The 24,381-nt window shown below is 49.3% G+C and carries 29 protein-coding genes and 2 pseudogenes; 11 read left to right on the top strand and 20 right to left on the bottom strand.

Features of this window, described 5'->3' with window-relative positions:
* Positions 1-198 precede the first annotated feature (198 nt).
* Entirely contained in the window at positions 199-1,770 is a 1,572-nt protein-coding gene (locus tag OGV67_RS08190) for a colicin-like pore-forming protein (RefSeq protein WP_286465364.1), read from the top strand.
* A gap of 6 nt (positions 1,771-1,776) precedes the next feature.
* Here the strand turns inward: OGV67_RS08190 and OGV67_RS22095 are convergent, their stop codons facing one another.
* From OGV67_RS22095 to OGV67_RS08145, 10 genes and pseudogenes are all read right to left on the bottom strand, one after another.
* Positions 1,777-2,112 carry a Cki family colicin immunity protein gene (locus tag OGV67_RS22095; protein ID WP_275166019.1) on the bottom strand — a complete coding sequence of 112 codons (336 nt, stop codon included), beginning with the start codon at positions 2,110-2,112 and terminating at the stop codon, positions 1,777-1,779.
* A 266-nt stretch (positions 2,113-2,378) separates the two neighbouring features.
* Positions 2,379-2,621, bottom strand: coding sequence for a hypothetical protein (locus OGV67_RS08185; protein ID WP_286465362.1), 243 nt, complete (start codon positions 2,619-2,621; stop codon positions 2,379-2,381).
* Between the two features lie 3 nt (positions 2,622-2,624).
* Positions 2,625-3,102, bottom strand: a pseudogene (locus tag OGV67_RS08180) (class I SAM-dependent methyltransferase).
* Positions 3,099-3,374 carry a hypothetical protein gene (locus OGV67_RS08175; protein WP_326999001.1) on the bottom strand — a complete coding sequence of 92 codons (276 nt, stop codon included), beginning with the start codon at positions 3,372-3,374 and terminating at the stop codon, positions 3,099-3,101. Before OGV67_RS08175 ends, OGV67_RS08180 begins: the two are co-directional and overlap by 4 nt.
* Positions 3,371-3,706 (bottom strand): hypothetical protein, encoded by a 336-nt coding sequence (locus tag OGV67_RS08170; protein WP_286465359.1) that lies wholly within the window; start codon positions 3,704-3,706, stop codon positions 3,371-3,373. Before OGV67_RS08170 ends, OGV67_RS08175 begins: the two co-directional genes overlap by 4 nt.
* Before the next feature lie 4 nt (positions 3,707-3,710).
* A complete protein-coding gene (locus tag OGV67_RS08165) occupies positions 3,711-4,127 on the bottom strand; it encodes a PerC family transcriptional regulator (protein WP_047462940.1) in 417 nt (138 codons plus the stop codon).
* A gap of 14 nt (positions 4,128-4,141) precedes the next feature.
* Positions 4,142-4,606, bottom strand: coding sequence for a replication protein P (locus OGV67_RS08160; protein WP_286465358.1), 465 nt, complete (start codon positions 4,604-4,606; stop codon positions 4,142-4,144).
* On the bottom strand, positions 4,599-5,585 hold the full coding sequence (locus OGV67_RS08155; RefSeq protein ID WP_286465356.1) for a DnaT-like ssDNA-binding domain-containing protein: 987 nt from the start codon (positions 5,583-5,585) through the stop codon (positions 4,599-4,601). The genes OGV67_RS08160 and OGV67_RS08155 overlap by 8 nt, the downstream gene beginning before the upstream one ends.
* Positions 5,586-5,626: 41 nt before the next feature.
* On the bottom strand, positions 5,627-6,181 hold the full coding sequence (locus tag OGV67_RS08150) for a toxin YdaT family protein (RefSeq protein ID WP_286465355.1): 555 nt from the start codon (positions 6,179-6,181) through the stop codon (positions 5,627-5,629).
* A 2-nt stretch (positions 6,182-6,183) separates the two neighbouring features.
* Positions 6,184-6,405, bottom strand: a complete 222-nt coding sequence (locus OGV67_RS08145; protein WP_286465354.1) for a transcriptional regulator — start codon at positions 6,403-6,405, stop codon at positions 6,184-6,186.
* A 102-nt stretch (positions 6,406-6,507) separates the two neighbouring features.
* Between OGV67_RS08145 and OGV67_RS08140 the strand changes: the two genes are divergently transcribed.
* The 8 genes and pseudogenes from OGV67_RS08140 (at position 6,508) to yedF (ending at position 13,611) form a co-directional block, all read left to right on the top strand.
* Positions 6,508-6,891, top strand: a complete 384-nt coding sequence (locus OGV67_RS08140) for a helix-turn-helix domain-containing protein (protein WP_286465352.1) — start codon at positions 6,508-6,510, stop codon at positions 6,889-6,891.
* 312 nt (positions 6,892-7,203) lie between these two features.
* Positions 7,204-7,344: pseudogene (locus OGV67_RS08135) on the top strand (hypothetical protein); the annotation flags it as partial.
* A gap of 161 nt (positions 7,345-7,505) precedes the next feature.
* Positions 7,506-7,844: a hypothetical protein gene (locus OGV67_RS08130; protein WP_275166025.1), complete on the top strand. Its 339-nt coding sequence runs from the start codon at positions 7,506-7,508 to the stop codon at positions 7,842-7,844.
* Positions 7,844-8,182 carry an RrF2 family transcriptional regulator gene (locus OGV67_RS08125; RefSeq protein WP_286465349.1) on the top strand — a complete coding sequence of 113 codons (339 nt, stop codon included), beginning with the start codon at positions 7,844-7,846 and terminating at the stop codon, positions 8,180-8,182. The genes OGV67_RS08130 and OGV67_RS08125 overlap by 1 nt, the downstream gene beginning before the upstream one ends.
* Positions 8,183-8,323: 141 nt before the next feature.
* Complete coding sequence (locus OGV67_RS08120) at positions 8,324-10,582, top strand: 3'-5' exonuclease (protein WP_286465347.1); 2,259 nt, start codon at positions 8,324-8,326, stop codon at positions 10,580-10,582.
* A 304-nt stretch (positions 10,583-10,886) separates the two neighbouring features.
* Positions 10,887-12,005 carry a phage integrase Arm DNA-binding domain-containing protein gene (locus tag OGV67_RS08110; protein WP_286465345.1) on the top strand — a complete coding sequence of 373 codons (1,119 nt, stop codon included), beginning with the start codon at positions 10,887-10,889 and terminating at the stop codon, positions 12,003-12,005.
* Between the two features lie 170 nt (positions 12,006-12,175).
* Positions 12,176-13,381, top strand: a complete 1,206-nt coding sequence (gene yedE, locus OGV67_RS08105) for a selenium metabolism membrane protein YedE/FdhT (protein ID WP_115614228.1) — start codon at positions 12,176-12,178, stop codon at positions 13,379-13,381.
* On the top strand, positions 13,378-13,611 hold the full coding sequence (gene yedF, locus OGV67_RS08100) for a sulfurtransferase-like selenium metabolism protein YedF (protein WP_000790504.1): 234 nt from the start codon (positions 13,378-13,380) through the stop codon (positions 13,609-13,611). The genes yedE and yedF overlap by 4 nt, the downstream gene beginning before the upstream one ends.
* A 285-nt stretch (positions 13,612-13,896) precedes the next feature.
* Here the strand turns inward: yedF and OGV67_RS08095 are convergent, their stop codons facing one another.
* The 8 genes from OGV67_RS08095 to OGV67_RS08060 all read right to left on the bottom strand — a co-directional run bounded on the left by OGV67_RS08095 (position 13,897) and on the right by OGV67_RS08060 (position 23,034).
* Positions 13,897-15,162, bottom strand: a complete 1,266-nt coding sequence (locus OGV67_RS08095) for a Y-family DNA polymerase (protein ID WP_286465343.1) — start codon at positions 15,160-15,162, stop codon at positions 13,897-13,899.
* Positions 15,163-15,164: 2 nt separating this feature from the next.
* Positions 15,165-15,584 (bottom strand): translesion error-prone DNA polymerase V autoproteolytic subunit, encoded by a 420-nt coding sequence (locus tag OGV67_RS08090; RefSeq protein ID WP_286465342.1) that lies wholly within the window; start codon positions 15,582-15,584, stop codon positions 15,165-15,167.
* Between the two features lie 224 nt (positions 15,585-15,808).
* Complete coding sequence (locus OGV67_RS08085) at positions 15,809-16,954, bottom strand: tail fiber domain-containing protein (protein WP_286465341.1); 1,146 nt, start codon at positions 16,952-16,954, stop codon at positions 15,809-15,811.
* A gap of 40 nt (positions 16,955-16,994) precedes the next feature.
* Entirely contained in the window at positions 16,995-17,957 is a 963-nt protein-coding gene (locus OGV67_RS08080; RefSeq protein ID WP_286465340.1) for a DUF6453 family protein, read from the bottom strand.
* 3 nt (positions 17,958-17,960) lie between these two features.
* On the bottom strand, positions 17,961-21,131 hold the full coding sequence (locus OGV67_RS08075; RefSeq protein ID WP_286465339.1) for a TipJ family phage tail tip protein: 3,171 nt from the start codon (positions 21,129-21,131) through the stop codon (positions 17,961-17,963).
* 9 nt (positions 21,132-21,140) lie between these two features.
* Positions 21,141-21,668: a tail assembly protein gene (locus OGV67_RS08070; protein ID WP_200030019.1), complete on the bottom strand. Its 528-nt coding sequence runs from the start codon at positions 21,666-21,668 to the stop codon at positions 21,141-21,143.
* Positions 21,611-22,330 (bottom strand): C40 family peptidase, encoded by a 720-nt coding sequence (locus OGV67_RS08065; RefSeq protein WP_286465336.1) that lies wholly within the window; start codon positions 22,328-22,330, stop codon positions 21,611-21,613. Before OGV67_RS08065 ends, OGV67_RS08070 begins: the two co-directional genes overlap by 58 nt.
* Positions 22,330-23,034, bottom strand: a complete 705-nt coding sequence (locus OGV67_RS08060; protein WP_031608852.1) for a phage minor tail protein L — start codon at positions 23,032-23,034, stop codon at positions 22,330-22,332. Before OGV67_RS08060 ends, OGV67_RS08065 begins: the two co-directional genes overlap by 1 nt.
* Before the next feature lie 166 nt (positions 23,035-23,200).
* Between OGV67_RS08060 and OGV67_RS08055 the strand changes: the two genes are divergently transcribed.
* On the top strand, positions 23,201-23,437 hold the full coding sequence (locus tag OGV67_RS08055) for a hypothetical protein (RefSeq protein WP_286465334.1): 237 nt from the start codon (positions 23,201-23,203) through the stop codon (positions 23,435-23,437).
* Here OGV67_RS08055 and OGV67_RS08050 read toward each other — a convergent pair.
* Together OGV67_RS08050 and OGV67_RS08045 are read right to left on the bottom strand one after the other, a co-directional pair.
* The gene (locus OGV67_RS08050; RefSeq protein WP_286465332.1) at positions 23,391-23,681 is read right to left on the bottom strand and encodes a hypothetical protein; all 291 of its coding nucleotides are present in this window, start codon (positions 23,679-23,681) and stop codon (positions 23,391-23,393) included. The genes OGV67_RS08055 and OGV67_RS08050 overlap by 47 nt on opposite strands.
* 10 nt (positions 23,682-23,691) lie before the next feature.
* Positions 23,692-24,039 carry a phage tail protein gene (locus OGV67_RS08045; RefSeq protein WP_286465331.1) on the bottom strand — a complete coding sequence of 116 codons (348 nt, stop codon included), beginning with the start codon at positions 24,037-24,039 and terminating at the stop codon, positions 23,692-23,694.
* Between the two features lie 81 nt (positions 24,040-24,120).
* Here OGV67_RS08045 and OGV67_RS08040 point away from each other — a divergent pair, with 81 nt between their 5' ends.
* Positions 24,121-24,360 (top strand): hypothetical protein, encoded by a 240-nt coding sequence (locus OGV67_RS08040; protein ID WP_248129317.1) that lies wholly within the window; start codon positions 24,121-24,123, stop codon positions 24,358-24,360.
* The last annotated feature ends 21 nt before the right edge of the window (positions 24,361-24,381 follow it).

Raw genomic sequence — 24,381 nt, 5'->3', positions numbered from 1 at the left:
TTTTTTTCACAGGGTGCTCCTTGTCTGAAAACACTGTCTCATCAGTGAGTTGTGGTCTGCGTCTATCATACACCTGTCATTTTCCTGGCGCTATTGACACCCAAAATATCCCGGCGTAGCATAAATTATGCTGTATATATATCAATGTGTTTATATACAGCATAATTGTATTTTTTAACCGTCAAAGAGGAAATATTTATGTCTGATTCAGTTACAGTTTCTTATTACAAAGATGGCCTGCCCTATAATGCTAAAGGTGAAGTTATTATTACTATTACAGGGAAACCGCCCGAAGGGACTGGTGGTGGTGGTTCGGTCTCCACCGGAAACTACGGTGGAGCAACATCACAGATTGGTCACTCTCTGGCCAAATGGTCGACTAAAAACCTTCAGAAAACAAAAGCCGCCCAAGCGAAGCGAGAGCTAGAATTCAGGCAGATCGTAGAGAAAGCCAAAACATCTCTGGCAGCAATGACAAATAAACTAAACGCAATCACTGCTCAGGCCGTAGCCGCAGCACACAGTGGCCCGTCTGCTGTCGATCTGGCTCACAATAATAACGCAGCTATGGAAGCAGAAGCGAAACGCCTGGCACTTGCTAAGGCAGAGGCAAAGGCACGAGAAGACGCTCGTAAAGCCGAAGAAGCATTAAAAATAGCTCAACAGAAACATGAGGAGGAGGCTAAACAACTCGCAGAAACAGAACGGAAACTAAAACTGGCAGAAGAGGAAGAAAAACGAATTGCAGCCCTAAGCCAAGAAGCAAAAGATGTTGAATATGCCAAAAAAAATCTTGAAGATTCTAAGTCTAAACTAGCATCAGAAGACCAGAACATCTCATCTCTCCGCAAAAAAAATGATTCATACAAAATCTCATTGAATAATGAGAACAAACAGATCACATCCAAACGCGCTGAACTTGAAAAATTACAAAGTGAATTACTTCAGGCAGTAGAAACCTCAAAAAAACTTCAGCATTTAGCAAATGACCCAAACCAAAGTCGCTTATTTTTTAATGCAAGATCAAATATAGTTAGAATATCTAATTTAAAGGATAAAAAGGAATCTGAAATATCAAGCTCAGAGAAACGCATTAATCAACTGAATAATGAATTAAAAAACACTCAAAAATCTTTGGATCAGGCTTTAGCTCGGCGGAATCAAAATTTAAAAGAAATTAGTAGTAATGAGTTAAAGTTAAAAGTCGCCAATGAAAAGCTATCACAGGCATTAATAAAAGATGCTATTGATACCACCGTTGGTTTCTTTAAAGATATAACTGAGAAATATGGTAAAAAATACTCAGACCTCGCCAAAAACCTAGCAGAGAAAGCGAAAGGAAAGAAAATTGGCAACGTAAATGAGGCTTTTGCGGCTTACGAGAAATATAAAAATGTACTTGACAAAAAATTCGGAGCAAAAGACAGAGAGGCAATTATTAACGCTCTAAAATCAGCAGATTATGCTGATTTGGCAAAGCATCTTAACCAGTTTGCCAAGTATCTAAAAATTACAGGCCGCGTTTCTGCCGGGTATGATATCTATTCAGATATTCAGAATGCTTTGAAAACAGGCCAATGGAAACCTCTCTTCCTTACTCTAGAAAAAATTTCCTTCGATGCCGGGGTCGCTTATATTGTGGCTATCATGTTTAGTATTATAGCCACAACATCTATCGGTATTTTTGGGGTCGCGATTGTAACGGGAATTATCTGTGCATTTGTTGACAAAAATGATTTAGAGCTTTTGAATAATTCATTGGGCCTATAACCCCCCTTAGTTACCATAATTACGAATAGTAACTAATACAACACCTAGCAGTCCAACAGGGATTGCTAGGATATAGCAAATGCAAAAGAACACTGCTTCTAAAGCCGGTTTTGCTTGTGTTTCTTGAAAGAAACCACTGTGCCAAAATTCTTTTGTTGTAAATTTAAGAAATAAATTCTCTATAGTAACCTTTGAAAAGGGGTACAGAAAAAAACTTACTGCACAAAATAGTAATAAATAAAAAGATAGTGCGCTATCAGGGTTATTAAACCAGTCGTAAAGTGACATAAACAAAGGCAGGACACCCCATACAATATTTTTTAAATAATATCTGAATGTCATATCGTAATTTAACCTCAATGTTTTGTATTAGTGTAATTACTAAAGTATGCCTACGAAACCAATTTAACGTAACCAGAATACCTGTATCTCATCGTTCTATCAATCAAACAACCGTTAGGCCATTTGATTGATAGAATTTACCATGATTTATTCCATGACTCTTCGTTTTATTGATGATGTGTCTGCCACGCCTTCAGCATAGCATCGCGGATGTTCCATTAAAGGGGTCTGAAGCCCAATCATTAATGCGATGATCATTCCCTCCCTTACCTCCCCGTATGTGGAGTCTCCGTTAATAATGGTAATACCAGCGGCTTTGCACCCTTTGTTTCCAGCAGTTCATCAATCGCACGTACAGCATCAGCGATGATGTAATCCATACATCCGCCATTTGAGTATTTGAGGTGGCGCTGTAACACGTCGCGAACGTGGCTTAGCCGCTCGGTTGTAAGCGGACCATTTGCAGGATGGTTCACACCAAGGCCTGTTAGTTTTTTATCGTTTGTCATGACTTAGTCCTTAACGAAAATGATCCAGTGGGTTTTGTCGTTCTTCCCGGTACGCTGGCCAATTGCTGGTTTCTCGTCGGTCAGCGCCAGAATCGGGCTTACCGGGATCTGCGTTTCATTCCATTTGAATATGAGAACTCCGTGTGGCCGCAGTACGCGAAAAGCTTCTTTGAATCCGGCTCGCAGGTCAGAACGCCACGTTTTTTTTGTTCAGTCGCCCGTATTTTTTACCCATCCATGCAGACTGACCAACGCGCTCCAGGTGCGGCGGATCAAACACTACAACAGGAAACGACTCATCGGCGAACGGTAGCGCCCGGAAATCAGCAATCAGCTCGGGGCTGATAACAAGGCGGCGACCATCACAAAGGGTGTGCTGCTCGGCGCGGATATCAGTAAACACTGCGCGGGTGTCGCGCTTGTTGAACCAGAACATGCGCGACCCGCAGCACATATCAAGAATTGTTGCCGTGTCTGTCATGCTGCTGGCTCCTCAAACAGCACTTCACCGTCCAGTCCACCAACCTGATACAGAATCGAACCGTCCTCCCGATACTCCATCTTGTTAATCGGGTCGATACTGTCCAGCAGCAGGCGACGGCGAGTATTCTCGGCAAAGTGACGGCGCCCCGTTTCCTTGTGGTAAAACTCATTCTTGCCGACCACCCACATTCTTTCCGTTTCATGCAATTTTTTACGCTTCGGACCGTCTTTGGTGATCACAATGCCTGTGTGAGTTTTCGTTATGCTCATGCCCGTGCGCTCCCGAAAATTTTGTGGATCTGATAGCCCTGCCAGTTCTGGCGACAAACATCGGTTATAAGCAGCGACTGTGGCGCGGGCTGATTTTGCTCAGGCAACCTGACTTTTGTCTGCCAGCGCTGAACAAGCCGGTACAGCGGCTTTCCTAGTTTACCGACATTCTTCAAAACACCAATACGGATCAGGCGCCCGGTAATTGCGTGAGTATGTTTGTTACTCCATCCCATCTGGCGCCCAAGCTTCAGGACTGAGGCGATTTTGTTTGTTTCAAGGAACGCGATCACCGCCAGTTGGTCTTTACTTCTCAGGGTTACTTTTTCCATGTGGTCACCTCCGAGCCATACGCAGGCATTCTTCGCGCCGCTGCGCGATACGGGCCACTTCGACAGAATTGCTGGCAATAGCCAACATGTCGGTATAAACCGTTGCCGCGCGGCGCCACAGCCCACGGGACTCCAGATTTCTGGCGATGCTTTCAACTGCCTGCGTTTTTACGGGATCGCTCTTTTCTTCCATGAACGGCAACGTTACGTCAGGTATTACCGCGCCGGGCGCCACGTCATAGACGTACTGTGTACCATTGTGACTGCGGGTTATCGTCCCGCTGACAGTCAGCGCACGCAGGAAACGCCCTGCCGTTCCGGCGGCAATATCCAGCGCTTCACAGACATCACGCAATACACACCCGGGAATGTGACGAACAACTACCGCCACTTGGTCTTTTTGTGAAAGTTCTTTAGTCATTGGTCAAAACTCGTTTAGTTGATTAAGCCTGCCGCTTTGCGGCGTCTGTATTCCTCCATCAGCAATTGTGCCGGTGTTGGCCCTTCCGGATGGTGCGGCGCCGCCAGCTGGCGACGAATTGGCGGGATGGACAGGCCATTGCTGACATGTTTTGTCCACTTCGTGAGTAATTTTTCTGCCAGTTTTTTCAGCTCCCCCTCTGTCATCTGGCGTTCAACGCCAGTCCTGCGCATTTCGACGCAAATGTGGTACAGCACTGGCTGCGGCCACGGATATTTGTCGCTGCCGGAATAACGGTATGATTCGTTACGCCAGCGCTTGTATTCAGCCATCACCCGGTCTGACGTGAGGCTGAACGGGTTAGCCCCGCTCTCAGAAACCAGCGAAACGAACTCAGCAAGATCCGGCGGCCAGGTGTTCCCGACTGCGCAACGCTCCATGCACTGCTGGCAGACCAGTTTGATCTGGCTTTCAGTCATCGAGCCGATCTGAGCAATCCAGATAGCCGAAGGCTCCGTTCCGTTCTTCTGCGTCCAGCGGTTCGAAAATATCTCCCCCATGACTTCCCATAGCCGCCACGCCGTCTCTGTCGCCAGCAAGTCGGTTTTTACGTTCCCATTCTGCTCTGGCTTCTCGTATCTGCTGTACAGCTCGTGATGGTGCAGATCCTGTTCGTAATCCCGCATTGTTTTCCCCTCCGGTTGCTGGTTTGATTTGTGTGCTGGCCCGGCCTAAATGCCGTGCAAATTTCTGCTCCCACTGCACCTGGTGGAACACCTTCCCTTCGGCTTGCCAGTAAGTAATAAAACTGTTCAGTTCCGCTGGAAGGTTAATTCCCGGCTTTAACGGCATGCCCCATAGTTCAGCCATCCGCTTAAAATCCTGTGAAGGTGTCCAGGACGGATGCATGGCAAATTTTCCGAATGACTGAACATTGCCAAATACAATCCCTGGCTGGTTCGGATAGTCCGGCGAAACTGGTTCGACCACTTTACTATGTGTAGGGTTTAGATCTTTATGGTTCCTTGGTAGATTCCCGATCCCGTTTTTGGGTGTCTTTGAAGGAAAAAACGGGTGTCTTTGGTCATTTTTAAGGCAACCGTTTTTGGGTGACTTACCGTTAAGAACCCCGTTTTCGGGTGGCTTTAAAGGCTCCCGATTTTGGGTGTGTTCAGAATCAACAACGCTTTCTTCGACACCTAATAATTTGTATACGGGTATCTGTTTAGTTCGCCCCTTTCGTTCCCCGGTGTCGGCAATAAGTCCGATTTCGATCAAATGCCGTAAACCAGCCTGCACGGTTTTTTTGTCCAGTTCCGTTGCCTCTGCAAGTGCAGCAACAGATGGATATGCACATAAGTCAGCCCCGCACATATCTGCCAGCCAGGTAAGGATCGCCTTACTGGAAGATTTTCCGGTTTTAACTTTTTTGGCCCATCGCATTGCATCAATGCTCATGTAGCCTCCCCGTGTATAGCCTGCTCATTGGTAAAAACTCGTTAAAAAATTTGCGGCGCTACGGCGCTGATACTCGCCAGTAGTGGTCCCGCCGCATCTGCTGGCAGCATGTTGAATAACGCGATCGCCGCTTCGCGAATCTCTTTTTCAAGCTTGTGCAACGGCGCGCCGAGCAGTTTGGCCTGGTGTGCCTCGCTGCATTCTTTTACTGCACAGGCCACCAGCTCAGTTTCCGTTTTCCCCTGCCGTAAGCCGTGCGTTCTGGCAATTTCAATCGGCATAGCAGAAGCAATCGCGGACGCCAGTTGCATAACGTAAGCCGTGTATTTGCCGGAGTTATTTTCATTCTTGAGATAGCGGAACAGGTTCTGCTTGTTCACAGTGATCCCGCGACCGCCCTGCTTGCTCCAGTGTTCAGCCACCAGTTGCGCAATCTTTTCCTGAGCCTGCCCGGGTAATGTCGATTCCCATTCCCTGACTGCTTCACGGATCGCGCGGTGCCGGATAGTGTCACGCCGCTGCGGTTTATATTGATTTTCAGATTTCAGCGGAATGGCTACCCGCTGGTTATGATGCTCATACATTACGGAATGCATCGTTAAGCTCCCTGTAGAGGTATCCCGTCAGTTGGGTTTGGATAGAGATCTGGGCGGAGTTCATGCGGCGTAATTCCAGTAACGTTGTAGATCTGCAAAACTCGCGATGAAGGTACCGAGCCTTTACTTTTCCACTGGCTTACAGCCATACCGCTGACACCTATTGCAAAGGCTAATTTGTTGGCGGAGCCTGCAATTCGAATTGCGTTATCAAGAGCCGTCATGTTTTTTCTCCTTGTTAAGATAGAGATAATAAATCATAGGTTTATATATAATGCAAATATTTAATTTATTGTGAGCATAAACCAAACATTTACAATAACTGCATGAGACAGAATGAAGAGTTTGATAACCAACTAGTTGCTCGCTTAGAAGAGATCACTCAAAGAGGCATCAGCAAGGCTGAGATGGCCAGAATCGCAGGGGTCACACCCCAAGCGGTTAACGGGTGGTTTAAAAAGGGAGTGATAAGCAAGAAGTCTGCAATAGCTATTGCGGCCGCCGCTAACGTGTCTGTAACTTGGTTATTGGGTGAAAAAGTTGCTGAGGATTCAGGTCTAAAACCTAATGAGACTAAAATGCTTAACCTCTTCAGGCAGCTTCCAGAGTCGGAGCAGGAAAAAATGATAGATCTCTTTGCTCTTCGGCTTAAAGAAATCGACGAATATGTTGAGAAGTATTTACGCGGACGATTTAAATCAAACGATTAGTTAGTGTGTAGCAAACACGCTTAATGAAACCGGCTTTTGCCGGTTTTTTTGTGCCCACTCCCATCTAAAACTTCTGACTCATCCAGTTCTACCCCGCCAAATCTAAAGTTTACATTTAATATAAATTCAATATTGACACAAAACATAAACCAGTGCTTTAATCACTATCAAGCAAAGACATTCATCAAGGCAGGACGCCCACGTAGTAGCTGCCGGTGGCATACGAAGCACCGGATGAGATGACGAATATTATGCGCAGCAGGTTCCACCGTTCCGTCGGCCAGACGCAAAAGGCAAAGAAGAGGAATGACCATGATTGATTTCGCACGCAAGCCAGCACGGCAGCAGGCCGTTCTGCTTAACCGTATTGAAGTAATAATCCGCCTTATCTGTTACACCCTGGCTCAGAAAGGCGACCCGTCTGTAGACCAGCAGACCGCATCACGCCCGTAAACGAGTTTTGACCAATGGCTGTTTCCAGCCTGATGCTCAGTGCACGGGGCATCGTGATGGTAATACCGCCATCGTAACCAACAGGAGACGAAGACCTGTTCGGTTAATTTGAGAAAATCTTCTTTGCCCGTCCCGTGGCGGGCTCTTTTTCGGAGGTTTTTATGTCAGCGAACGAACTGGCATTGAGATTCAGCACAGCACCTGCAGAGCAACTGATTGGTGTTTTGCCTGTCCGCGAAGTCAAAGAAGCCCTGCGTGATGAAGTGGAAGATGACGTTCTGGGCGAGGCCTGGACAGAACATAACTTTGAAATGGAAGCGATTGGGGAACAGCTCGATGAGACTGCTCAATTGGCCAGAAAATTTGAACTGGCTGCCGAAGCATTTGCCACCGCAATCAAACTGGCGCTGACGCTTCCACACAGTGAGGCAACCCCTGTTCTGCAGAATACCCTCAGAGATAATCCCGGTTACGGTCGCGAACCGACTAAGGATGCGTAATGGAATTTGGAATGAAGCGTGTTGTGGCATCTGTTCAGGCCGTGGCGATCCTTAAAAGGATTTACAACGGCAAACCAGTAACCATCGCATCTATCAGTAAAGAATCCAGGCTGTCTGTCTCATACCTGGAGCAGATTTTTTCAAGGCTTCGCGGCAGCAACATTGTTACCAGCCAGCGTGGCCCCGGCGGTGGATACCATCTGAAAAAGATGAATCCCAGCGTTGCTGATGTCGTTCGCGCCGTGACGCGCACGCCGGATTCGTTCGAACCCGTGCTGAATGCCCTGGAGTGGGTTCCCGTCGCGCAGCTGTCGCAGGGAAAATCCCCGGCCCCATAAAGCACAAAACCCGCGCAAGGCGGGTTAAGTACCCGGTTAGCCGACCAAAGCTTCCCGGAACGAGTTTTGACCAATGACCACTACCACAGGCGGCAATCATCAGCTGCCGGGTATCTTACAACCTTAAGGAGCCCGAACGCAATGAACACATATGCGTATCTCATTAAAGCAAAAGCCAAAGCGGCAGACGCTAAAAACCTCTTTTGCTGGTTCTCTGCAAAATCCGACTCACGCGCTGAACGCGAAATCCTCAATATTCTGGAAGACTCCGGGATTGAAGTCGGTCGTGGTGCTGACCACCAGTTGCCGATTCGTACTAACTGGTTTGTTGTTGACGATCTGCCAGAAGAAGGAAAGCTGGATGACACCTGGTGTGACCGTTACGAACTCGGCGAGGATGGGGTTAGCTGGAAAAAAATTGTATCCGACAATACGGGCGACGCAGACGAAACCACAGCATCGGACGCTCCGCAAGATGATAAGCCCAATGCAGAACCATCGAAGGGCGAAGAATCCAGCGAGCAGGTAAACGATGCAGCATCCGAAGAAGAAGTCGGGAGCATCCAGCAAGACCAGGGTGCAAGCGAAGAAAGCAACAATCGCACTGAAACCCCGGAATTAACCGTTGTTGCGACAATGCCCTTCCGTCACCGCGTTCTCGCCCAATTTATTGCCGATGGTGAGTATCTCTATCACGTCGATGCCGGGCAGAAAAAAGACATTTTGCGCCTTGAAATGGACACTGATAATTCGTATGTCCAGAACCTTTTGCTGGCGGCTGAAAACGTTGAACAATTTAAAAAAGCGCTTGAATCCGACATTCATAAAGTAGTGAATGCCGTTAAAAAGGTATTTCCTCTTGATGGCAAAACGCCAGAACTGGCAACCGTTATCCAGTTTTTTAATGCCTGGTTTAATACAGAACATATTGATCGCGTACTTCTCACGAAGGAATGGGTTAACGGCAATCGCGTCTCCTGCATCCAGAGAACATCCAGCGGAGCTAGCGCTGGTGGCGGAAACAGAACTGATCGTAGCCCTGAGTACATCCATACCTTCGAAACGATGGATTACGAAATTGCGGCGGCCACGCTGCCGATGGATTTTGATATTTACAATATTCCGCTATCCATTTATCGCCGTTCTAAAGAGATCATCACTAAAAAAGAGAGCCCGTGGAAAGAGTGGTCTGCCGCACTTCGCGCGACTCCCGGCATTCTGGATTTTTCCCGTGCCGCAATTTTTGCGTTAATTCGTGACGCGGGTGCACACATCCATAATTTTCCAGATCGCATGCGTGGTTATATCAATGCCAATCTGACGGAAAAAAACCACGAAAAACCAACAGAGGAAACTCTGGCCGCCGCGCGACAGATTAACTCAGTCGCAGTAACCCTGGATGCAGTTAAGGATGCGATTAACGGCCAGAAAGAAACGCCAGTCCCTGATGGCGTGGGCGAAGAATATGCCTTTGTTGGTAAAAAACTCATCACTGAAGCCCTGTCTCGTACTGAGCAACCGAGCATCGAAAACCTCGGCAATGGTGTCTATTCCATCGACAGCCTGGTTAACACCCCACCAGCACAGCCATTATCTGTTGTTGACTATGTCCGCCAGCTCTCTGCTGAAGAAAAACTGAATGCGGATAACATAGAGGAGACCGCCAGCGATGTGCAGATGGAAGAAACTGGTAACGATGAAGCCAAAGCTGGTACTGAAATGTCGCAGAGCGAAGCAGCAACTCAGTCAGATGAAGGCAGTGATACAGATGGTTCGCAAACAGATCCCCTGAATAATGGACCCGCTCACCAAATTGCAGTTCAAAAACCAGACAAACTTTATTCCCACTTAATGGTGGATCTGGAAACGATGGGCAATAAACCCGATGCGCCAGTCGTTTCCGTTGGCGCCGTATTTTTTGACCCGGCAACCGGCGATACCGGCGCGGAATTCTACAAAGTCGTCAGTCTGGAATCTGCTATGGCATGGGGTGGCGTACCAGATGCATCAACGATCGTCTGGTGGATGAAGCAGTCAGCTGAAGCGCGCTCTGCGATCGTTATGGATGATACAATTCAGCTTGATGACGCCCTCTTCCAGCTTAATGACTTCATCGCAGAAAATGCTGCAAACGGTCCATCGTTAATGCAGGTCTGGGGCAATGGTGCCTCATTCGACAATGTCATTCTCCGCCAGTCTTATGACCGAACCGGCATCGACTGCCCCTGGATGTTCTGGAATGACCGGGACGTTCGGACAATGGTCGAGCTAGGTAAAGCCGTGGGTATTAATCCGCGCTATGACATTAAGTTTGAAGGTGACATGCACAACGCATTGTCCGATGCCCGACACCAGGTCAAATACGTATCCGCCATCTGGCAGCGACTGACTGCAAACTGATTTTTCAATATCAATCTTCGCCAGCTGCGCTGCGTATTATGCAGCTGGCTATCGAGAGCGATGGCTATGAGTGAACAAAGTCTGATACCTCTGCGGGACTGGAAAGCTCGCAGGTTACACTTTCCCATAACAATGCCATGCCTGGTGAAGCACGGGAAGCTGGGATATATACAACCACGGCCAATAAAAATTGGAAATCGTTGGTGTATTGATGAACGGGCTATTTATATCGGCCCCGGAGCAACAGGAATAGAACCTGAAATTCACAGTGACGACGACGAAATTTTGCGGGAGATACTAAGCGATGTCGCCAAGGCCACGAAAAAATAATGTATCAATCTCCGGGTTATATGCCCGGTTCGATCGCCGCACCGCAAAAACCTATTATCAATACAAAAATCCTTTAACAGGGAAGTTTCACGGTCTGGGAACAGACAGGGAAAAAGCAGAAAAAATAGCCACAACAGCAAACCAAAGAATTGCAGTGGCTGAGGCAGAGCATTATTTACGCCAGATAGATGAAACCCCTAAAGCAGTAGTACAGCGAGGAATTAGTCTTAAAGCATGGATTGAACGATATCTGAAAATACAGAGACAAAGCCTGGATACAGGTTCCCTTTCCGAAAAACGATACAAAGAAAAAAAACGCATGGCCGAATTACTTTCCAGGCGACTGGGTTCTCGTCCGATGAAGAGTCTGGAGGTGAAAGATTTTGCCGTTCTGTTGGATGAGTTTTTGGATGCTGGCCATGCCAGTAGCGCGCTTTGTAATCGCGTTGTATGGGTGGATATTTTTCTTGAGGCTCAGCATGCCGGTGAAGTACCTCCGGGCTGGAATCCTCCTAACGCAACTAAAAAACCATCTGTTAAGGTGAGACGTGCGCGCCTGTCACTTGATGAGTGGAAAAAAATTCTGGATAAGATCCCGGCAGATCATTATGCGCATAACGCGATGCTTCTTGCACTCGTTACGGGTCAGCGCCGGGAAGATATCGCTAATATGAAATTCTCCGACATCAGGAACGGATACTTACACATTGAGCAAATCAAGACAGGTTCCCGTATAGCTTTACCTCTGAATTTACGTTGTGATGCCATCGGCATGACACTTGAGGATGTGATCCGAAAATGCCGGGATCGTTTTGTCAGTCCCTACCTGCTGCACGGGAAAAGAAAAACCGCTGCAAAACACGTTTCGCTTACATTGCTTACGAAAGAATTTGCAACGGCGCGTGATGCTGCTGGCGTCATTCCGCCTGAAGGCAAAACCCCGACGACATTTCATGAGCAACGATCATTATCAGAGCGCCTTTATCGTGCCCAGGGCATCGATACAAAAATTCTGTTGGGCCATAAAACGCAATCAACAACTGACAGATATAACGACGATCGCGGGAAGGAGTGGACCAAACTGGCTATTTGATTTCAGGTTGTGCCGCGCTGTATGGACTGCACGATTATTTTGATGAGGGTCATAAAAAAGGAGGGTATTTTGGAGAAAAGTTTTGGAGAGGTTTTGGAGAAGAAAAAAAAGTTATATATTCCAGGCCGTTAAATCCACATACACCTTCTGAGTTCAGAGGCTAAGAAAGCATGTCATGGCAACAATTCAAACAAGCCTGGTTAGTTAAATTCTGGGCGCCTGTTCCTGCGGTCATCGCAGCAGGTATTCTCTCCACTTATTATTTCGGTATCACCGGTACGTTCTGGGCTGTTACGGGCGAATTCACCCGCTGGGGTGGACAAATCCTCCAGCTGTTTGGCGTTCATGCTGAAGAGTGGGGTTACTACAAGCTGATCCATCTGGAAGGTTCCCCTCTTACCCGCATCGACGGGATGATGATCCTCGGCATGTTCGGCGGCTGCTTTGCCGCGGCACTGTGGGCCAACAACGTTAAATTACGTATGCCGCGCAGCCGTATCCGCATTATGCAGGCGATTATCGGCGGGATGATTGCCGGTTTTGGCGCGCGCATGGCGATGGGTTGCAATCTGGCGGCCTTCTTCACCGGCATTCCACAGTTTTCTCTTCATGCCTGGTTCTTTGCGCTGGCAACCGCCATCGGTTCCTGGTTCGGCGCACGCTTCACGCTACTGCCCATATTCCGTATCCCGGTCAAAATGCAGAAAGTCTCCGCTGCCTCGCCGCTGACGCAGAAGCCGGATCAGGCGCGCCGCCGTTTCCGTCTGGGGATGCTGGTCTTTATCGGCATGATCGGCTGGGCGCTGCTGACGGCGATGAACCAGCCAAAACTGGGGCTGGCCATGCTGTTCGGCGTGGGTTTTGGTCTGCTGATTGAACGTGCGCAAATTTGTTTCACCTCGGCCTTCCGTGACCTGTGGATCACCGGTCGCACCCATATGGCGAAAGCCATCATCTTCGGGATGGCGGTGAGCGCTATCGGAATTTTCAGCTACGTGCAGTTAGGCGTGGAAGCGAAGATTATGTGGGCTGGCCCGAACGCCGTTATCGGTGGTCTGCTGTTTGGTTTTGGCATCGTGCTGGCGGGCGGGTGTGAAACCGGCTGGATGTACCGCGCAGTGGAAGGTCAGGTGCACTACTGGTGGGTAGGTCTCGGCAACGTTATCGGCTCCACTATTCTGGCATATTACTGGGATGATTTTGCCCCGGCGCTGGCAACCCGTTGGGACAAAGTGAATCTGCTCGACACCTTCGGCCCGCTGGGCGGCCTGCTGGTCACTTATCTGCTGTTGTTTACCGCGCTGATGCTGATAATCGGCTGGGAAAAACGTTTCTTCCGTCGCTCCGGGTTAACCCCTGCTAAGGAATCCGCATGAAAAATATCGTTCCTGATTACCGTCTTGATATGGTTGGCGAGCCCTGCCCTTACCCGGCCGTCGCCACGCTGGAAGCGATGCCGCAGTTAAAAAAGGGAGAAATTCTGGAAGTGGTGAGCGACTGCCCGCAATCCATCAATAATATTCCGCTGGATGCGCGCAATCACGGCTATACGGTGCTGGATATTCAGCAGGATGGCCCAACGATTCGCTATCTGATTCAGAAGTAATCATTTGCCGGATGACGGCGCAAGCGCCTTATCCGGCCTGTATGATGCATTCAGCAGGTCTGGCTACACCTGCATCGACATCATATGACCATGTATTTTTCATAAACGACAAAGATCGTCCAAGAGCGCACCAAATAACAGATGGTTAGAGTCGTCGAAAACATCAGTCGTCTAAGTTCACCTTAGAGCGAGTGCTGTTTTATGTCCCACCCATGCCCCATCACATCGCCGGACAATCATCAAACTCTCCCGCCTTACACTTTCATACACCGCATATAACGGGGATTATTTAACTCGCAGCAAGTCAGTGAATCTCGTTGTATATCGAGGTGAGAGCATCTCACGTTTCATCTGCCATTGCTGTTGTATGCCCTGCCCGGCGAAGTAGAGCGTCCCTTTTCCATCCTTCGCATTGAGATGATCTAACACTTCCATCAATCTCTCGCTACCTGCGCGCGGCGCGTTATCATCAAACAGGTTGAGTTGTGCCACCCCCTGGCTGAAGAAGTCGCCGAGCATAACGCCTGCCTTCTGGTAACGGTGTCCATCTTTCCAGACAGCATCCAGGCATCGCGTGGCCGCGCCGATAATGTCCCGGCTGTCCTGCGTCGGGGTCAGAAGCTTCACGGAGGCGCTGTTGCCGTAATACGGTTCGTTCAGTGCAAACGGGCTTGTCTTCACGAACGCGGAGATAAACCGGCAATATTGATGCTCGCCGCGCAGCTTCTCCGCCGCCCGGCTGGCGTAACTGCAAATCGCCTGGCGCATCTCTTCGTAAGCAGTGATACGACCACTGAAGGAGCGTGAGCAGACGATCTCCTGCTTTACTGGTGCAAACTCTTCCAGTTCCAGACACGGCTCACCACGCAGCTCGCGTACCGTTCTTTCGAGCACAACATTGAAATGCTTCCTGATAAAACGAATATCTGTGTCAGCCAGGTCAAGAGCAGTTTTGATGCCCATCGACTCCAGCTTTTTACTGATACGGCGCCCAACTCCCCAGACCTCATCCACCGGAAGCAAAGCCATCAATTTCCTCTGCCTTTCCAGATTAGACAGATCCACCACTCCTCCGGTCTGTCGCTGCCACTGTTTCGCAGCGTGATTGGCCAGCTTGGCCAGGGTTTTAGTCTGGGCTATGCCGACGCCGACGGTGAGGTGCGTCCTGCGCAGAACCGTCTCGCGAATTTCGCGGCCAAAGTCAGTAAGATCGCGACAATTACGAACACCAGTTAGATCGCAAAAAGCCTCGTCTATGCTGTAAATTTCGACGCGAGGACTCATTTCTTCCAGCGTTGTCATTACGCGATTCGACATATCAGCATAAAGCTCATAGTTACTGGAGAACGCGACGATGCCGTGACGGCGAAAAGTCTCTTTTTGTTTGAAATAGGGCTCACCCATTTTCACAAAAGGCTTCGCTTCAGCCGAACGCGCAATAACACAGCCATCGTTGTTAGAGAGAACGACTACCGGCCTTCCTTTGAGGTCTGGCCTGAATACCGTTTCACAGCTCGCATAGAAGCTGTTCACATCCACGAGCGCAAACATACTCAGCCAGCAGACTTCACGATGTATGTTACGACGCCGAAAACCTCCAGATTGTCTTCACTCCCAATCATGATTGGTTTATACACGGAGTTCTCAGGCTTGAGCATGACAGCAGGATGTAGCAACAGGCGCTTAACTGTGAACTCACCATCGACCGCTGCAATGACAATGTCTCCATGTCCTGCTTTTCGTGAACTGTCGACTACCAACAAATCGCCTTCGCCGATTCCAGCATCACGCATAGAATCTCCTGTGGACTTCACGAAATACGTCGCGCTTGGGTGCCGCACCAGCAATTCGTTAAGGTCTATACGCGACTCAACATAGTCCTGAGCTGGCGAAGGAAACCCGCATGGCACAAGGTCACTAAACATCGGTAACGATACTATCTGGCGTAGTTCTATAGGCGTGAAAAACTGCATGATAATCACCTCAACCAATACTGATCATATATACAGTATTGTTGTATCGACAGCAGCGATCAAGCCCCTTACAGGAGGTGAAACAGTAAGTGACTGGCGGGAGGTGAAATTTAGTTTTATGGGGGATTAGTCAGGTGGGGAGTCAGCACCTGGCAACTCGCACTATCGAACGATCGCCAGCTGGCCGCATCAGGGTCTTGCATACGCTCTGGTGCGGCAACTTCTCAGGAACCAGATTGCGTTATGTCCTTCGTTGAAATGTCTTTTTTCAAAACCAACTCCATTGCCTCAACCTTTTTCGAAAGGGCCTGTATAGCAAGCAGGGCATCAAGAAGAAGAGCGTTATTATCAAGACTGTAGCGCTCAGTGTCTTCCTGCGTATCTGGATTTCTGTCAATATTCAGATGAACGTACTGCGGGTCGATCTCCATAATTTCCTGAGCGATAACCCCACGACGTACATTTCTGTTTTTGTCTGCTTTAAAAACAAAACTGACGGGTCTCATCCTGTTGATATTATCCAGAGAGACTGCCGGGTCCATGTCTTTTACATCGTCTTTGAAATGAATATCAGAAGTTCCTGTTAACGCCAGAGTTCCCCCGGATTGCGGAAACATAACGCCAAAAGAATATGCTCCCCCGACATACTTGTAATAGTACAAATCGTTACTGTTGATGTATGCCAGACGACAGCGTACAGTGCCTCCGAGGGAATAAATTTCCATCTGGCCGTAGCCGTCACTGTTTGAAATCAATCTCAGTTGAGATGAGTAATTTCCACCGCCGATGGATAATCTTTTATCAAATGTGACGCCGTCTGCATCAAGAAGAGGGACGACATTCCCCGAAGTACCTGTATTTTTTGTAGCACTGGTCCCCAGCCCAAGACCTGTTCGGGCACCTTCGGCATCGGTTGCGCCGGTGCCTCCCTGATTAATGGGCACAGCACCATTGGTTTTCGTTGCTACCGTGTTGACCATGTACGGCCATGACGGGCCAGAAAATTGCGAACCGTCAGGCAGCGTAACGGTGATATTTCCGTTCACACTGAATAACTGCTGCCAGTTCTGCTTGTCGTAGTTCAGCCCACGCAGGGCTTCAGCGCTCTGAGCCACCAGCGCGGCGGTAACCATATTCAGGGCTACACGCGGGACAGCAGACCAGGCGGCGCCTGACTGAGTCGGCCCGGTGTAGTTGCTGACCAGCGTTAACGAGGTATTGCTGTTAACCGTCTTAACGGGAAGCGTGTACGGAACCCCGCCGACGGTAACAACGATAAAATCACCTGCTGCCAGTTCAGTAGTAAAGGCAGTTCCGCTGCCAGTTACAGTGGCAGAATTATTCGTCAGGGTTAATGTTCCTGCGGACATAATGACCTCTTTCAGATAATAAAAAACCCGCCTAAGCGGGTTAATAAATGGCCGGGATGCAGGGAATATCTATTCCCGTCAGACGTCGGTTTACAACTGAGTAATTCTGGTCCCAAACTGTCACCTGGCGGCCTCTTGCACATCGCACAACATTACCGCTTCTGACCAGCCCTGCCCACTTCAGACGCGACCATCCCTCCGCTCTGATGCTCTGAAATCCGTATCTGCCGAGCATGATCATGTTGTCACCGATGTCGGTATTATTCCACGATGGGGCGTATTTATTCCCGAGGTAGACAAATGGTCTGCTTGTCGTTGAAAACACACACTGCCCCTGTGCGTTAATGATATTCAGACCTGTGCCGGGTGTTGGCCCGATACCACTTGCGAATATGGCAACACGCATGGTGACTGTTGCAGCCACATTATCACCGTCCCGTTCCTGATAGGCCGTGATAACGTTACCGTCAAACTCAATCGTGACCCCTGCCGCACTCCATTTCGCGAAAACAACATAATTCGATCGCGGTATAGATGTTGTGGGCGTAGTCCATGAACCGGTGAACGTAATATCGCCGCGCCACACACAAAACCCGGCTTTCGTGTTGTTAGTGATAGCGGTGAAATCAGTGCTGTTGCTGATGAGCAGCCCCGCACTTCCCGTTGAAATGGGTAATATTTCCCAGACAGTGGCTGCAAATGTTCTCTGCACATGACTGATACTATCGCTCCACCAGATATTTTGCGCCAGCGTATTACCCGACACGGTACACGAATCCAGCATCATAATAGTTGGTATAAGATTGGTGCCGTAGTATTCCATATCCACGGTGTTCTTCGGTGCGACAAACACATCGCTGCCCGCTGTTTTGGGGATGGTTATCGACTGAGAAACATCCCACGCATCAGCAACAGACAGCAGGTAGGAAGGGCAGCGCATCCCTGCTGTAATCTCCATGCGCGGCCCGCCGTCGTTCAAATCAATCAGTAATCCTGAAGGCATAAATCACCATGTCCCAAGCCTGATCATCCCGCCGCCAGGAATGTTTACTGTCACACCATTCCCATCCACGACCACAGTGTTATTCGCACCGTTAAATGCAAACTGACCGCTGGTCGCATACAGTTTTCCATGGAACTCACAGTCACCGTTTTTCCACAGACGCCAGCCGCGCGTCCCGGCGATAAAATTTGAAGACTGAAGGCTGTCCGTTATTTTGGCAAAATCTATAGAAGCATCCTGAATAAGTACGCTACGGATAAACACCTGGCCGTTGTAAACGAAGAAAGCCGCCTGCCAGTTCCCCGGATTGTTACCGGAATAAACACCAAACTGATCGGCTGCTACCACCACAGTGGACTTGTACGAACTGCCATCCGGCTCAATGGACATGCCGAAACCTGCACTGTACTTCACTCCGTTTCTTATGATGCCCAGGTTAGTGACATAGGACGCCTTTGCTGAACCATCGATGTTAACTTCAGCAGTCATCTTCTGATTCACTGCGGCGACAAGGCTGCCGTTGGGGCCAATTTGCGCCTGTACATAATCAGAAAGACCAGCGTACGCGCCAGTAAGATCTACAACCGTTTCTTTAACTGTCAGTACATCAGCGCGAACTTCGCCAAGTTGCTGGAACTGATGTTCAACAGTTCCGTGGTTCGCCAGCGAATTCGACATGATGCCTTCCAGGTTAGTGTCGACACCTTCCTGAACATTTTTAAACGCATCTGATTCTCGGATCTGCTCATCAATGATTTCTATCATCCCCGGGATATCAGATGACGCCTGACCGGACGCCTCAACGAATTCAGATACCCCGAAAGCATTCCTGGTACGGACATAAACGTAATACGTTTTATCTGCCTGTAGACCATGAAGCGTCCACTGGTTAGAGCGCCCGAGGAACTGAGCCTGGTCTTCAATTTCTGCCGGATTGACGATCTGATTTTGCCCGGAGTACCAGAATTCAAACGAGGTGTCTGTCGTTGCCGTAATGCGCATAACAGGAACCAGGTCAGCAGAGAACAGGCCAGGCGTCCAGATAACACTGGATGGCGCAGGTGGTGCACCGATGACCATGCTGATTTTCGTCTCAGCGCCTTTCATTCCGTTTTCATTGCGACCGCGAACGCCAAGTGTGTATCCACCGGCGTTCAGACCAAAGAACTCATAGCGGAACTGATCTGTCTCGTACTGGGCAACCACTTTTCCGTCATCGGCGTACACGTATAACTCAAACACCAGCTTTTTGGTGGTAGTTGCTGTCTCCCATGTAGCAGTGACCTGGACAGTCTCAGAGTTTGTGTTGATGATGCGCAGGTTCTCCACGTTCGGTACGCGGTAACCGTTCAGCGTATCGTTGGGAACTTCAAACACTGCGCCTTCATCCACAATGGCCTGTTTGTTCGGATCATGTTGTGATGCGGTGATGCTGTAGACAGAATTGTTATCCGTCTCTGCAACACTCAGGATGCGGAATAGCCTGGTAGAAACGCTGCTGGTAGAGATGGCAAACACAGTACCGTCACGAACCCATGCTGGAGTCGTTTTCAACGTCACTATATTGTCAGCAATGCTGCCAATCTCATACTTAACGAATTTGCCGTCACTGCCCATGATCGACATGGTGTCGCCTTCCGATATCAGAGACGAATCAACCGCATCAACGGTAATTTTGTTACCCGCATGCGACATAATGCGGCCACCAAGACGCGCACCAGCATAGTTGTTGTCCATGATTTCAACAATGTCACCCGGCGTGAAGTGGATGGCATCGCGCGCCATCTGGAAAGACAGTCTGCTGCTTTCACGCTTTGCTGTTTCCAGCAGCCATTTCCCTGCTCGCCATGCCTGACCGCGTGAGGTACAGCCAAACGCCTCCAGAGTGGTTTCGTTGTAGTTTCCGCGGGCGATCATCTCATCGTCGGAAACATACTCTTTTACCTGCTCCCAGCCGTTATCCGGGTCAGTCCAGGACACAACAACGGCATTGTATTTCTCTGAACGTTTCACGGAGCTACGCTTGAACTCGCCATCAACCACGTTAGCATTCGTGATTGTCGCAATCGGATCCTGCGGCGCGTCAAGCATGACAGACAGTCGCATCCCGTCCCACAGCGCTATACCCCGAAACATGCTCGCTATCTTGTCGAGAATGTCACGCGCACTCGCTTGCTCGGTAATATAGGCATTCAGCGTCATCCTTGGTTCCTGCCCGCCGTAGCCATCATTAACAAGCTGATCGCAATACTGTGAGAGGACGTACAACGCACCGTCATCTACATCGATATAACCGGCACGTTTCGCCAGGCCAAAACGCGTATTCTTCGCCAGTTCACGGAACAGCCACGCCGGGTTGTTAGTCCACGCTTTTTTGAATCCGCCAGTCCACAACCCCGAGTAAGTTCTGGCAATCGGATCGTAGTTGTCAGGAACGTCCACAATCAGGCCGCGAAGATGGTATGTGCGACTAGGGGTATCGGTGTACTGGTCACGGTCAATAACCGCACCCGCAATAGCGGAGAACGGATAGTTCAGGTTATCGTCGGTGATCTCGCTGTAGCTGTTCCAGATGGTGCCGTTTGACAGCAAATCACTGGTGCTGTCCGGCGTAATTCGACGCACACGGATATCGAACGGTTTAGTTTCCGGCGCGTCAATCAGGTGTGCTTCAAGATATTCACCTGAGATTTTGCCTGTAATGGTGACGGTCTTTACTATTGCAAACCCGCCCGCTCCAGATCTGGTCTCCAGAACCAGAGTGACTGAAGTGTTCTTCTGGTTTCCTTTGGTGTCCTGCTCTACCAGTCCGGTGACACCAACGTTAAAACGAACGCGGGTTACATCCTGATCCGTAATAGTGCGTACCAGAGGTGTATCGTAGGTGACTTCCGTATTAACGATGGTTGTTGCTTCGATTGCAGAGAAGCCGTTAATCGGTAACTGACTCTCTGAGCCAGGCCGCCATGCCACACTGACGCCATTCACACTGACGTTTCCGTTTGCATCGGTAACAGACGTTTTGTTCAGTTTGAATGAAGAAAGGTGTTCCTGGTCTACCGGCCCGTATATTGGACCTTCCGAAATAAGATCGAGCACCCTGTAAAATTGTTTTGATTTGAGGTTATCGTCGATGAGTTTCGGGGTTGATGCTTTACCGCCGCCTGAAGACATAGCGCCACCTTAGCTAATTGATTCTGTCCAGTCCTGGTTGTTACTTGTGTCAATACCGAGAGAAATGACGTTCGAGCCGACTTCCATTTCCCCAAGGAGGATTGGCACCGGGCGCCCTTGCCCGACACGGTTTTCCGCACTGGTAAATGAGTTATTCGTTAGCGTGTTTGTCTCAGCCGCTTCCGCTGACGTTTTAGTTTTCATGTTGCGGGACATGTAGACCGAGTACGCAATTGAAGCCACGCTGACGGCAACCGCAATCCATGCCGCAGCAGCGGCAGTGAGAGCTCCTTCAACTACCGGCACAAACAGGACTACAGAACCATCTTTCAGGTAGCGATCCAGATGCCATTGCATAGCCGATGCCTCAACATCCTCGCCCGCTATTCGGAGCCGAAGTTTTGTATTGAGGAATGCTTTTTTGAATTCGTGATTCTGGGCAAGAAGCAGACGCAGTCCCTGCGCCGGCGTGTCTACGTTCAGAGAGATTTGGCGGTAAAATCGGCGTAAATTGCCCGCAAATTTAAAGATGAGCACTGTTCATGTCTCCATATGGAATGCATCTGCTTAACGTATGCCGGGCGCATTGGTTCTCTCCGGCTAAGGTGTCCGGCGTGGTCGTGGTGAAGCACCATGTTTTCTTCGAGGAGGATCATTGCGTGGCAAGGGTCAGCGCCGGGGAATGGTTGCCTGATGATGACATCGCCAGGTTGCGCTTCGCCAGGCGATACCTGGCGAAAACCATTGAGCGGCATGTTGTTCAGATAGAGATTTTCACCTCGTAACCACCACCCGTTAGTTCTCTCAAAATCAGGAAGGTTAATACCGCACAGGTGATACGCATCCCTGAAAAGGGTGTAGCAGTCCATGACGCCATGTTCGAACCTGCGGCCCAGAAGGAATGGGACGTACCTGAATTTAAGGAGCCGTCCACCACACGCCAGCCACCACGGAAGCCCTGTAACCTCTTGCATCTGACGATCAGCGCCAGACAGGAAAGGTACGTTTTGTGGGTGCGAGTGAAAGACCGCCGTCACCTCTCCTGCTTCCTCGGCCACCAGCCAGTCATCATCACTGATGCGGAAATGCTTGCCCGGTTCGGGGTGCGCGTTCCGACAGCGGAACAGCCGATCGCCATCAAGGATTAAGCCGCACACTTCATCCTGCGACGACGCCGCATAATCGAGTAATTCTTGCATCAGGAAACCTTCTGAGAGCCGGGGAAGCTGCTGATTGGCATGGGTTCAGGTCGCGGATAACGGAAGCGGCAGCCGCTACGACGGTGAGAGCACTTGTCTTTCGCCGGATCCGTGGTTGGATTGTCGCGCTCATCTGCAACAGGCGGCCCGTCATATCCACACCCGACGCCGCGATACTGCCACTGGCACACGTCGGCGAGAATGGTACGAGCCGGGATAATGGCGTTGTCGCAGTCAATCGGTGTCGCCAGCGTGTAGGTCACCTGCTCGAACGTCTCTTCCGTCATCTCTTCAACGACGTAGCGGGAAACTGCTTCCTGCGTCGGATCGGCATCAGGGTTGCCGTTCGGAAAATTCACCGCGTCCAGGTATTTCACAGGAACCTGTCTTCGGGTGATGACCACTCCCAGCATGTCATCAAAGTCATGGTTGATACCCGTCAATAAGCCGGTAACGTTCGCCACCGCCATTGACGGGCGGGCATATGTGCCTTCGTTCTTTGACTCGAATCCTTCCACTGCTATCGGGTACGCCTGGTACTGGTTACCTTTCCAGATAACATTGCCGTAATAGCCGTTTGTGCCGGAATGGAACCGGATAAGGTCGCCACCAAAGGGTTGCAGGTCAGCTTCGAACAAATCGATGAATGCTCCTACTCCGGCGTCTACGCTGTCGATAATCAAATTTGCTGGTATGTCGCGCACGGCAAACTCCCATAAAAAAAGCCGCTCGGAGGCGGCTACTGATCATTTGTCAGGATGTTACTGATCTACATACCTGGTTATGGTTGATGCTCAGCCCGCCAGTGGCGTGGCACTGGCGAACTCAGGCAAAGAGGGATGGCTGATTACCTCTGGATAAGGAAATAAAATGGAACAACCAAACAGTTTAGCTGTTCAGTTAGGCGCTTTCGATACTATGCTTCGCGCTATTTTGCACGTAGTTGGTGATGATCAATTGAGTGGTATTAAAAAGGAGCTTGAAAGAACCTGGGATTATCTTGAGAAAAACAATCCAAAACCTGCCGCAGCATCGCAGTTTAAAGCTTCAAGAGAAATGGCTATTGGAATGATTGAGCATGAGCTGCAAGTGCGTTCTGCAAAATAGATTCAAGATTAGTATCTTTCCCTTCCCGCTTCTGAATGCCAAGTCGGATTTGGCAATTAAAAGAGGAAGTGCCATTTTTCTCCTCTGAACACAATTGGATAAAACTATCACGAACGGATTCGGCAACAGCTTTGGCCTTTTCCGTTCGTTTATCATCTTCCCACGTCGATACCCCTTCAAGTTCGCGAGAAAGGGTTTTTGCTGCTGCTTCAATTACATGATCAGGTAGTTCGGTAAATTTCATAATAATCCCCTTATCGTGGCACCTGTTCAAACGTGGCCGTCAGTTCAAACAGCGGCCCGGTCTTTGTCATATTCCAGGAGCGGCAGACATAAAGCTTCTGTACTCCCGTATCGGATGGCGTCCAGTAGAACGCTTCTACCGCCATTCGAGCCTTGAGAAATGCCTCAGCATCCTTTGCCGGGTTGCTACGGCAAGCTCCGATGACGCCGCGAAAGGTGAGCGAGTATTTATCCATTAACGGATGGATACCCTTCACCTGTCGCTGTTCGTAACCGTCACCGAGTTTAACGACGGCTACGTTCGGCGTTCGCTCAACGGAGTAGGCTTTCTGCGGTGTCCATGTGAATATTTCTGGCATGGTTAAACCTTTTAAATTTCTTTTGGCGCATTTACGCATGTTAGAATTAGTGCAACTTTTCAAGCCATCAGGAGATTAAAAATGGCTGCACCAACCCATGAGCAACTTAATGGCCTTGCTGTAAAAACAGTACTCAGCTACGTAATCGCAACGCTCAACGAAGATCAAAAGCAAGCTCTTATGAGGCTTGCGGGAACTCGCTCAATGAATTTTGATGAACTTGAAAGCGACTCAACATCAAAGGAAGAACTTCGAGCGGCAGCTGAGACCGTCAACGACATCATTGAAGAGATAGTCAAAACAGGATGTGGTCAGGGTTGAATAATAAAGCGGCTTTTAGCC

Origin of the sequence: Citrobacter sp. CK188 (assembly GCF_030333525.1) — a bacterium.
GTDB lineage: Bacteria > Pseudomonadota > Gammaproteobacteria > Enterobacterales > Enterobacteriaceae > Citrobacter_B > Citrobacter_B koseri.
Note: the sequence above shows the minus strand (reverse complement) of the source record. Positions and strands in the feature narration are given on the sequence as shown.

Excerpts from the sequence above, each read along its gene's own strand:
- OGV67_RS08190 (WP_286465364.1), top strand. The coding sequence starts at position 199 with ATGTCTGATTCAGTTACAGTTTCTTATTACAAAGATGGCCTGCCCTAT.
- OGV67_RS22095 (WP_275166019.1), bottom strand. The coding sequence starts at position 2,112 with ATGACATTCAGATATTATTTAAAAAATATTGTATGGGGTGTCCTGCCT.
- OGV67_RS08185 (WP_286465362.1), bottom strand. The coding sequence starts at position 2,621 with ATGACAAACGATAAAAAACTAACAGGCCTTGGTGTGAACCATCCTGCA.
- OGV67_RS08175 (WP_326999001.1), bottom strand. The coding sequence starts at position 3,374 with ATGAGCATAACGAAAACTCACACAGGCATTGTGATCACCAAAGACGGT.
- OGV67_RS08170 (WP_286465359.1), bottom strand. The coding sequence starts at position 3,706 with ATGGAAAAAGTAACCCTGAGAAGTAAAGACCAACTGGCGGTGATCGCG.
- OGV67_RS08165 (WP_047462940.1), bottom strand. The coding sequence starts at position 4,127 with ATGACTAAAGAACTTTCACAAAAAGACCAAGTGGCGGTAGTTGTTCGT.
- OGV67_RS08160 (WP_286465358.1), bottom strand. The coding sequence starts at position 4,606 with ATGACTGAAAGCCAGATCAAACTGGTCTGCCAGCAGTGCATGGAGCGT.
- OGV67_RS08155 (WP_286465356.1), bottom strand. The coding sequence starts at position 5,585 with ATGAGCATTGATGCAATGCGATGGGCCAAAAAAGTTAAAACCGGAAAA.
- OGV67_RS08150 (WP_286465355.1), bottom strand. The coding sequence starts at position 6,181 with ATGCATTCCGTAATGTATGAGCATCATAACCAGCGGGTAGCCATTCCG.
- OGV67_RS08145 (WP_286465354.1), bottom strand. The coding sequence starts at position 6,405 with ATGACGGCTCTTGATAACGCAATTCGAATTGCAGGCTCCGCCAACAAA.
- OGV67_RS08140 (WP_286465352.1), top strand. The coding sequence starts at position 6,508 with ATGAGACAGAATGAAGAGTTTGATAACCAACTAGTTGCTCGCTTAGAA.
- OGV67_RS08130 (WP_275166025.1), top strand. The coding sequence starts at position 7,506 with ATGTCAGCGAACGAACTGGCATTGAGATTCAGCACAGCACCTGCAGAG.
- OGV67_RS08125 (WP_286465349.1), top strand. The coding sequence starts at position 7,844 with ATGGAATTTGGAATGAAGCGTGTTGTGGCATCTGTTCAGGCCGTGGCG.
- OGV67_RS08120 (WP_286465347.1), top strand. The coding sequence starts at position 8,324 with ATGAACACATATGCGTATCTCATTAAAGCAAAAGCCAAAGCGGCAGAC.
- OGV67_RS08110 (WP_286465345.1), top strand. The coding sequence starts at position 10,887 with ATGTCGCCAAGGCCACGAAAAAATAATGTATCAATCTCCGGGTTATAT.
- yedE (WP_115614228.1), top strand. The coding sequence starts at position 12,176 with ATGTCATGGCAACAATTCAAACAAGCCTGGTTAGTTAAATTCTGGGCG.
- yedF (WP_000790504.1), top strand. The coding sequence starts at position 13,378 with ATGAAAAATATCGTTCCTGATTACCGTCTTGATATGGTTGGCGAGCCC.
- OGV67_RS08095 (WP_286465343.1), bottom strand. The coding sequence starts at position 15,162 with ATGTTTGCGCTCGTGGATGTGAACAGCTTCTATGCGAGCTGTGAAACG.
- OGV67_RS08090 (WP_286465342.1), bottom strand. The coding sequence starts at position 15,584 with ATGCAGTTTTTCACGCCTATAGAACTACGCCAGATAGTATCGTTACCG.
- OGV67_RS08085 (WP_286465341.1), bottom strand. The coding sequence starts at position 16,954 with ATGTCCGCAGGAACATTAACCCTGACGAATAATTCTGCCACTGTAACT.
- OGV67_RS08080 (WP_286465340.1), bottom strand. The coding sequence starts at position 17,957 with ATGCCTTCAGGATTACTGATTGATTTGAACGACGGCGGGCCGCGCATG.
- OGV67_RS08075 (WP_286465339.1), bottom strand. The coding sequence starts at position 21,131 with ATGTCTTCAGGCGGCGGTAAAGCATCAACCCCGAAACTCATCGACGAT.
- OGV67_RS08065 (WP_286465336.1), bottom strand. The coding sequence starts at position 22,330 with ATGCAAGAATTACTCGATTATGCGGCGTCGTCGCAGGATGAAGTGTGC.
- OGV67_RS08055 (WP_286465334.1), top strand. The coding sequence starts at position 23,201 with ATGGAACAACCAAACAGTTTAGCTGTTCAGTTAGGCGCTTTCGATACT.
- OGV67_RS08050 (WP_286465332.1), bottom strand. The coding sequence starts at position 23,681 with ATGAAATTTACCGAACTACCTGATCATGTAATTGAAGCAGCAGCAAAA.
- OGV67_RS08045 (WP_286465331.1), bottom strand. The coding sequence starts at position 24,039 with ATGCCAGAAATATTCACATGGACACCGCAGAAAGCCTACTCCGTTGAG.
- OGV67_RS08040 (WP_248129317.1), top strand. The coding sequence starts at position 24,121 with ATGGCTGCACCAACCCATGAGCAACTTAATGGCCTTGCTGTAAAAACA.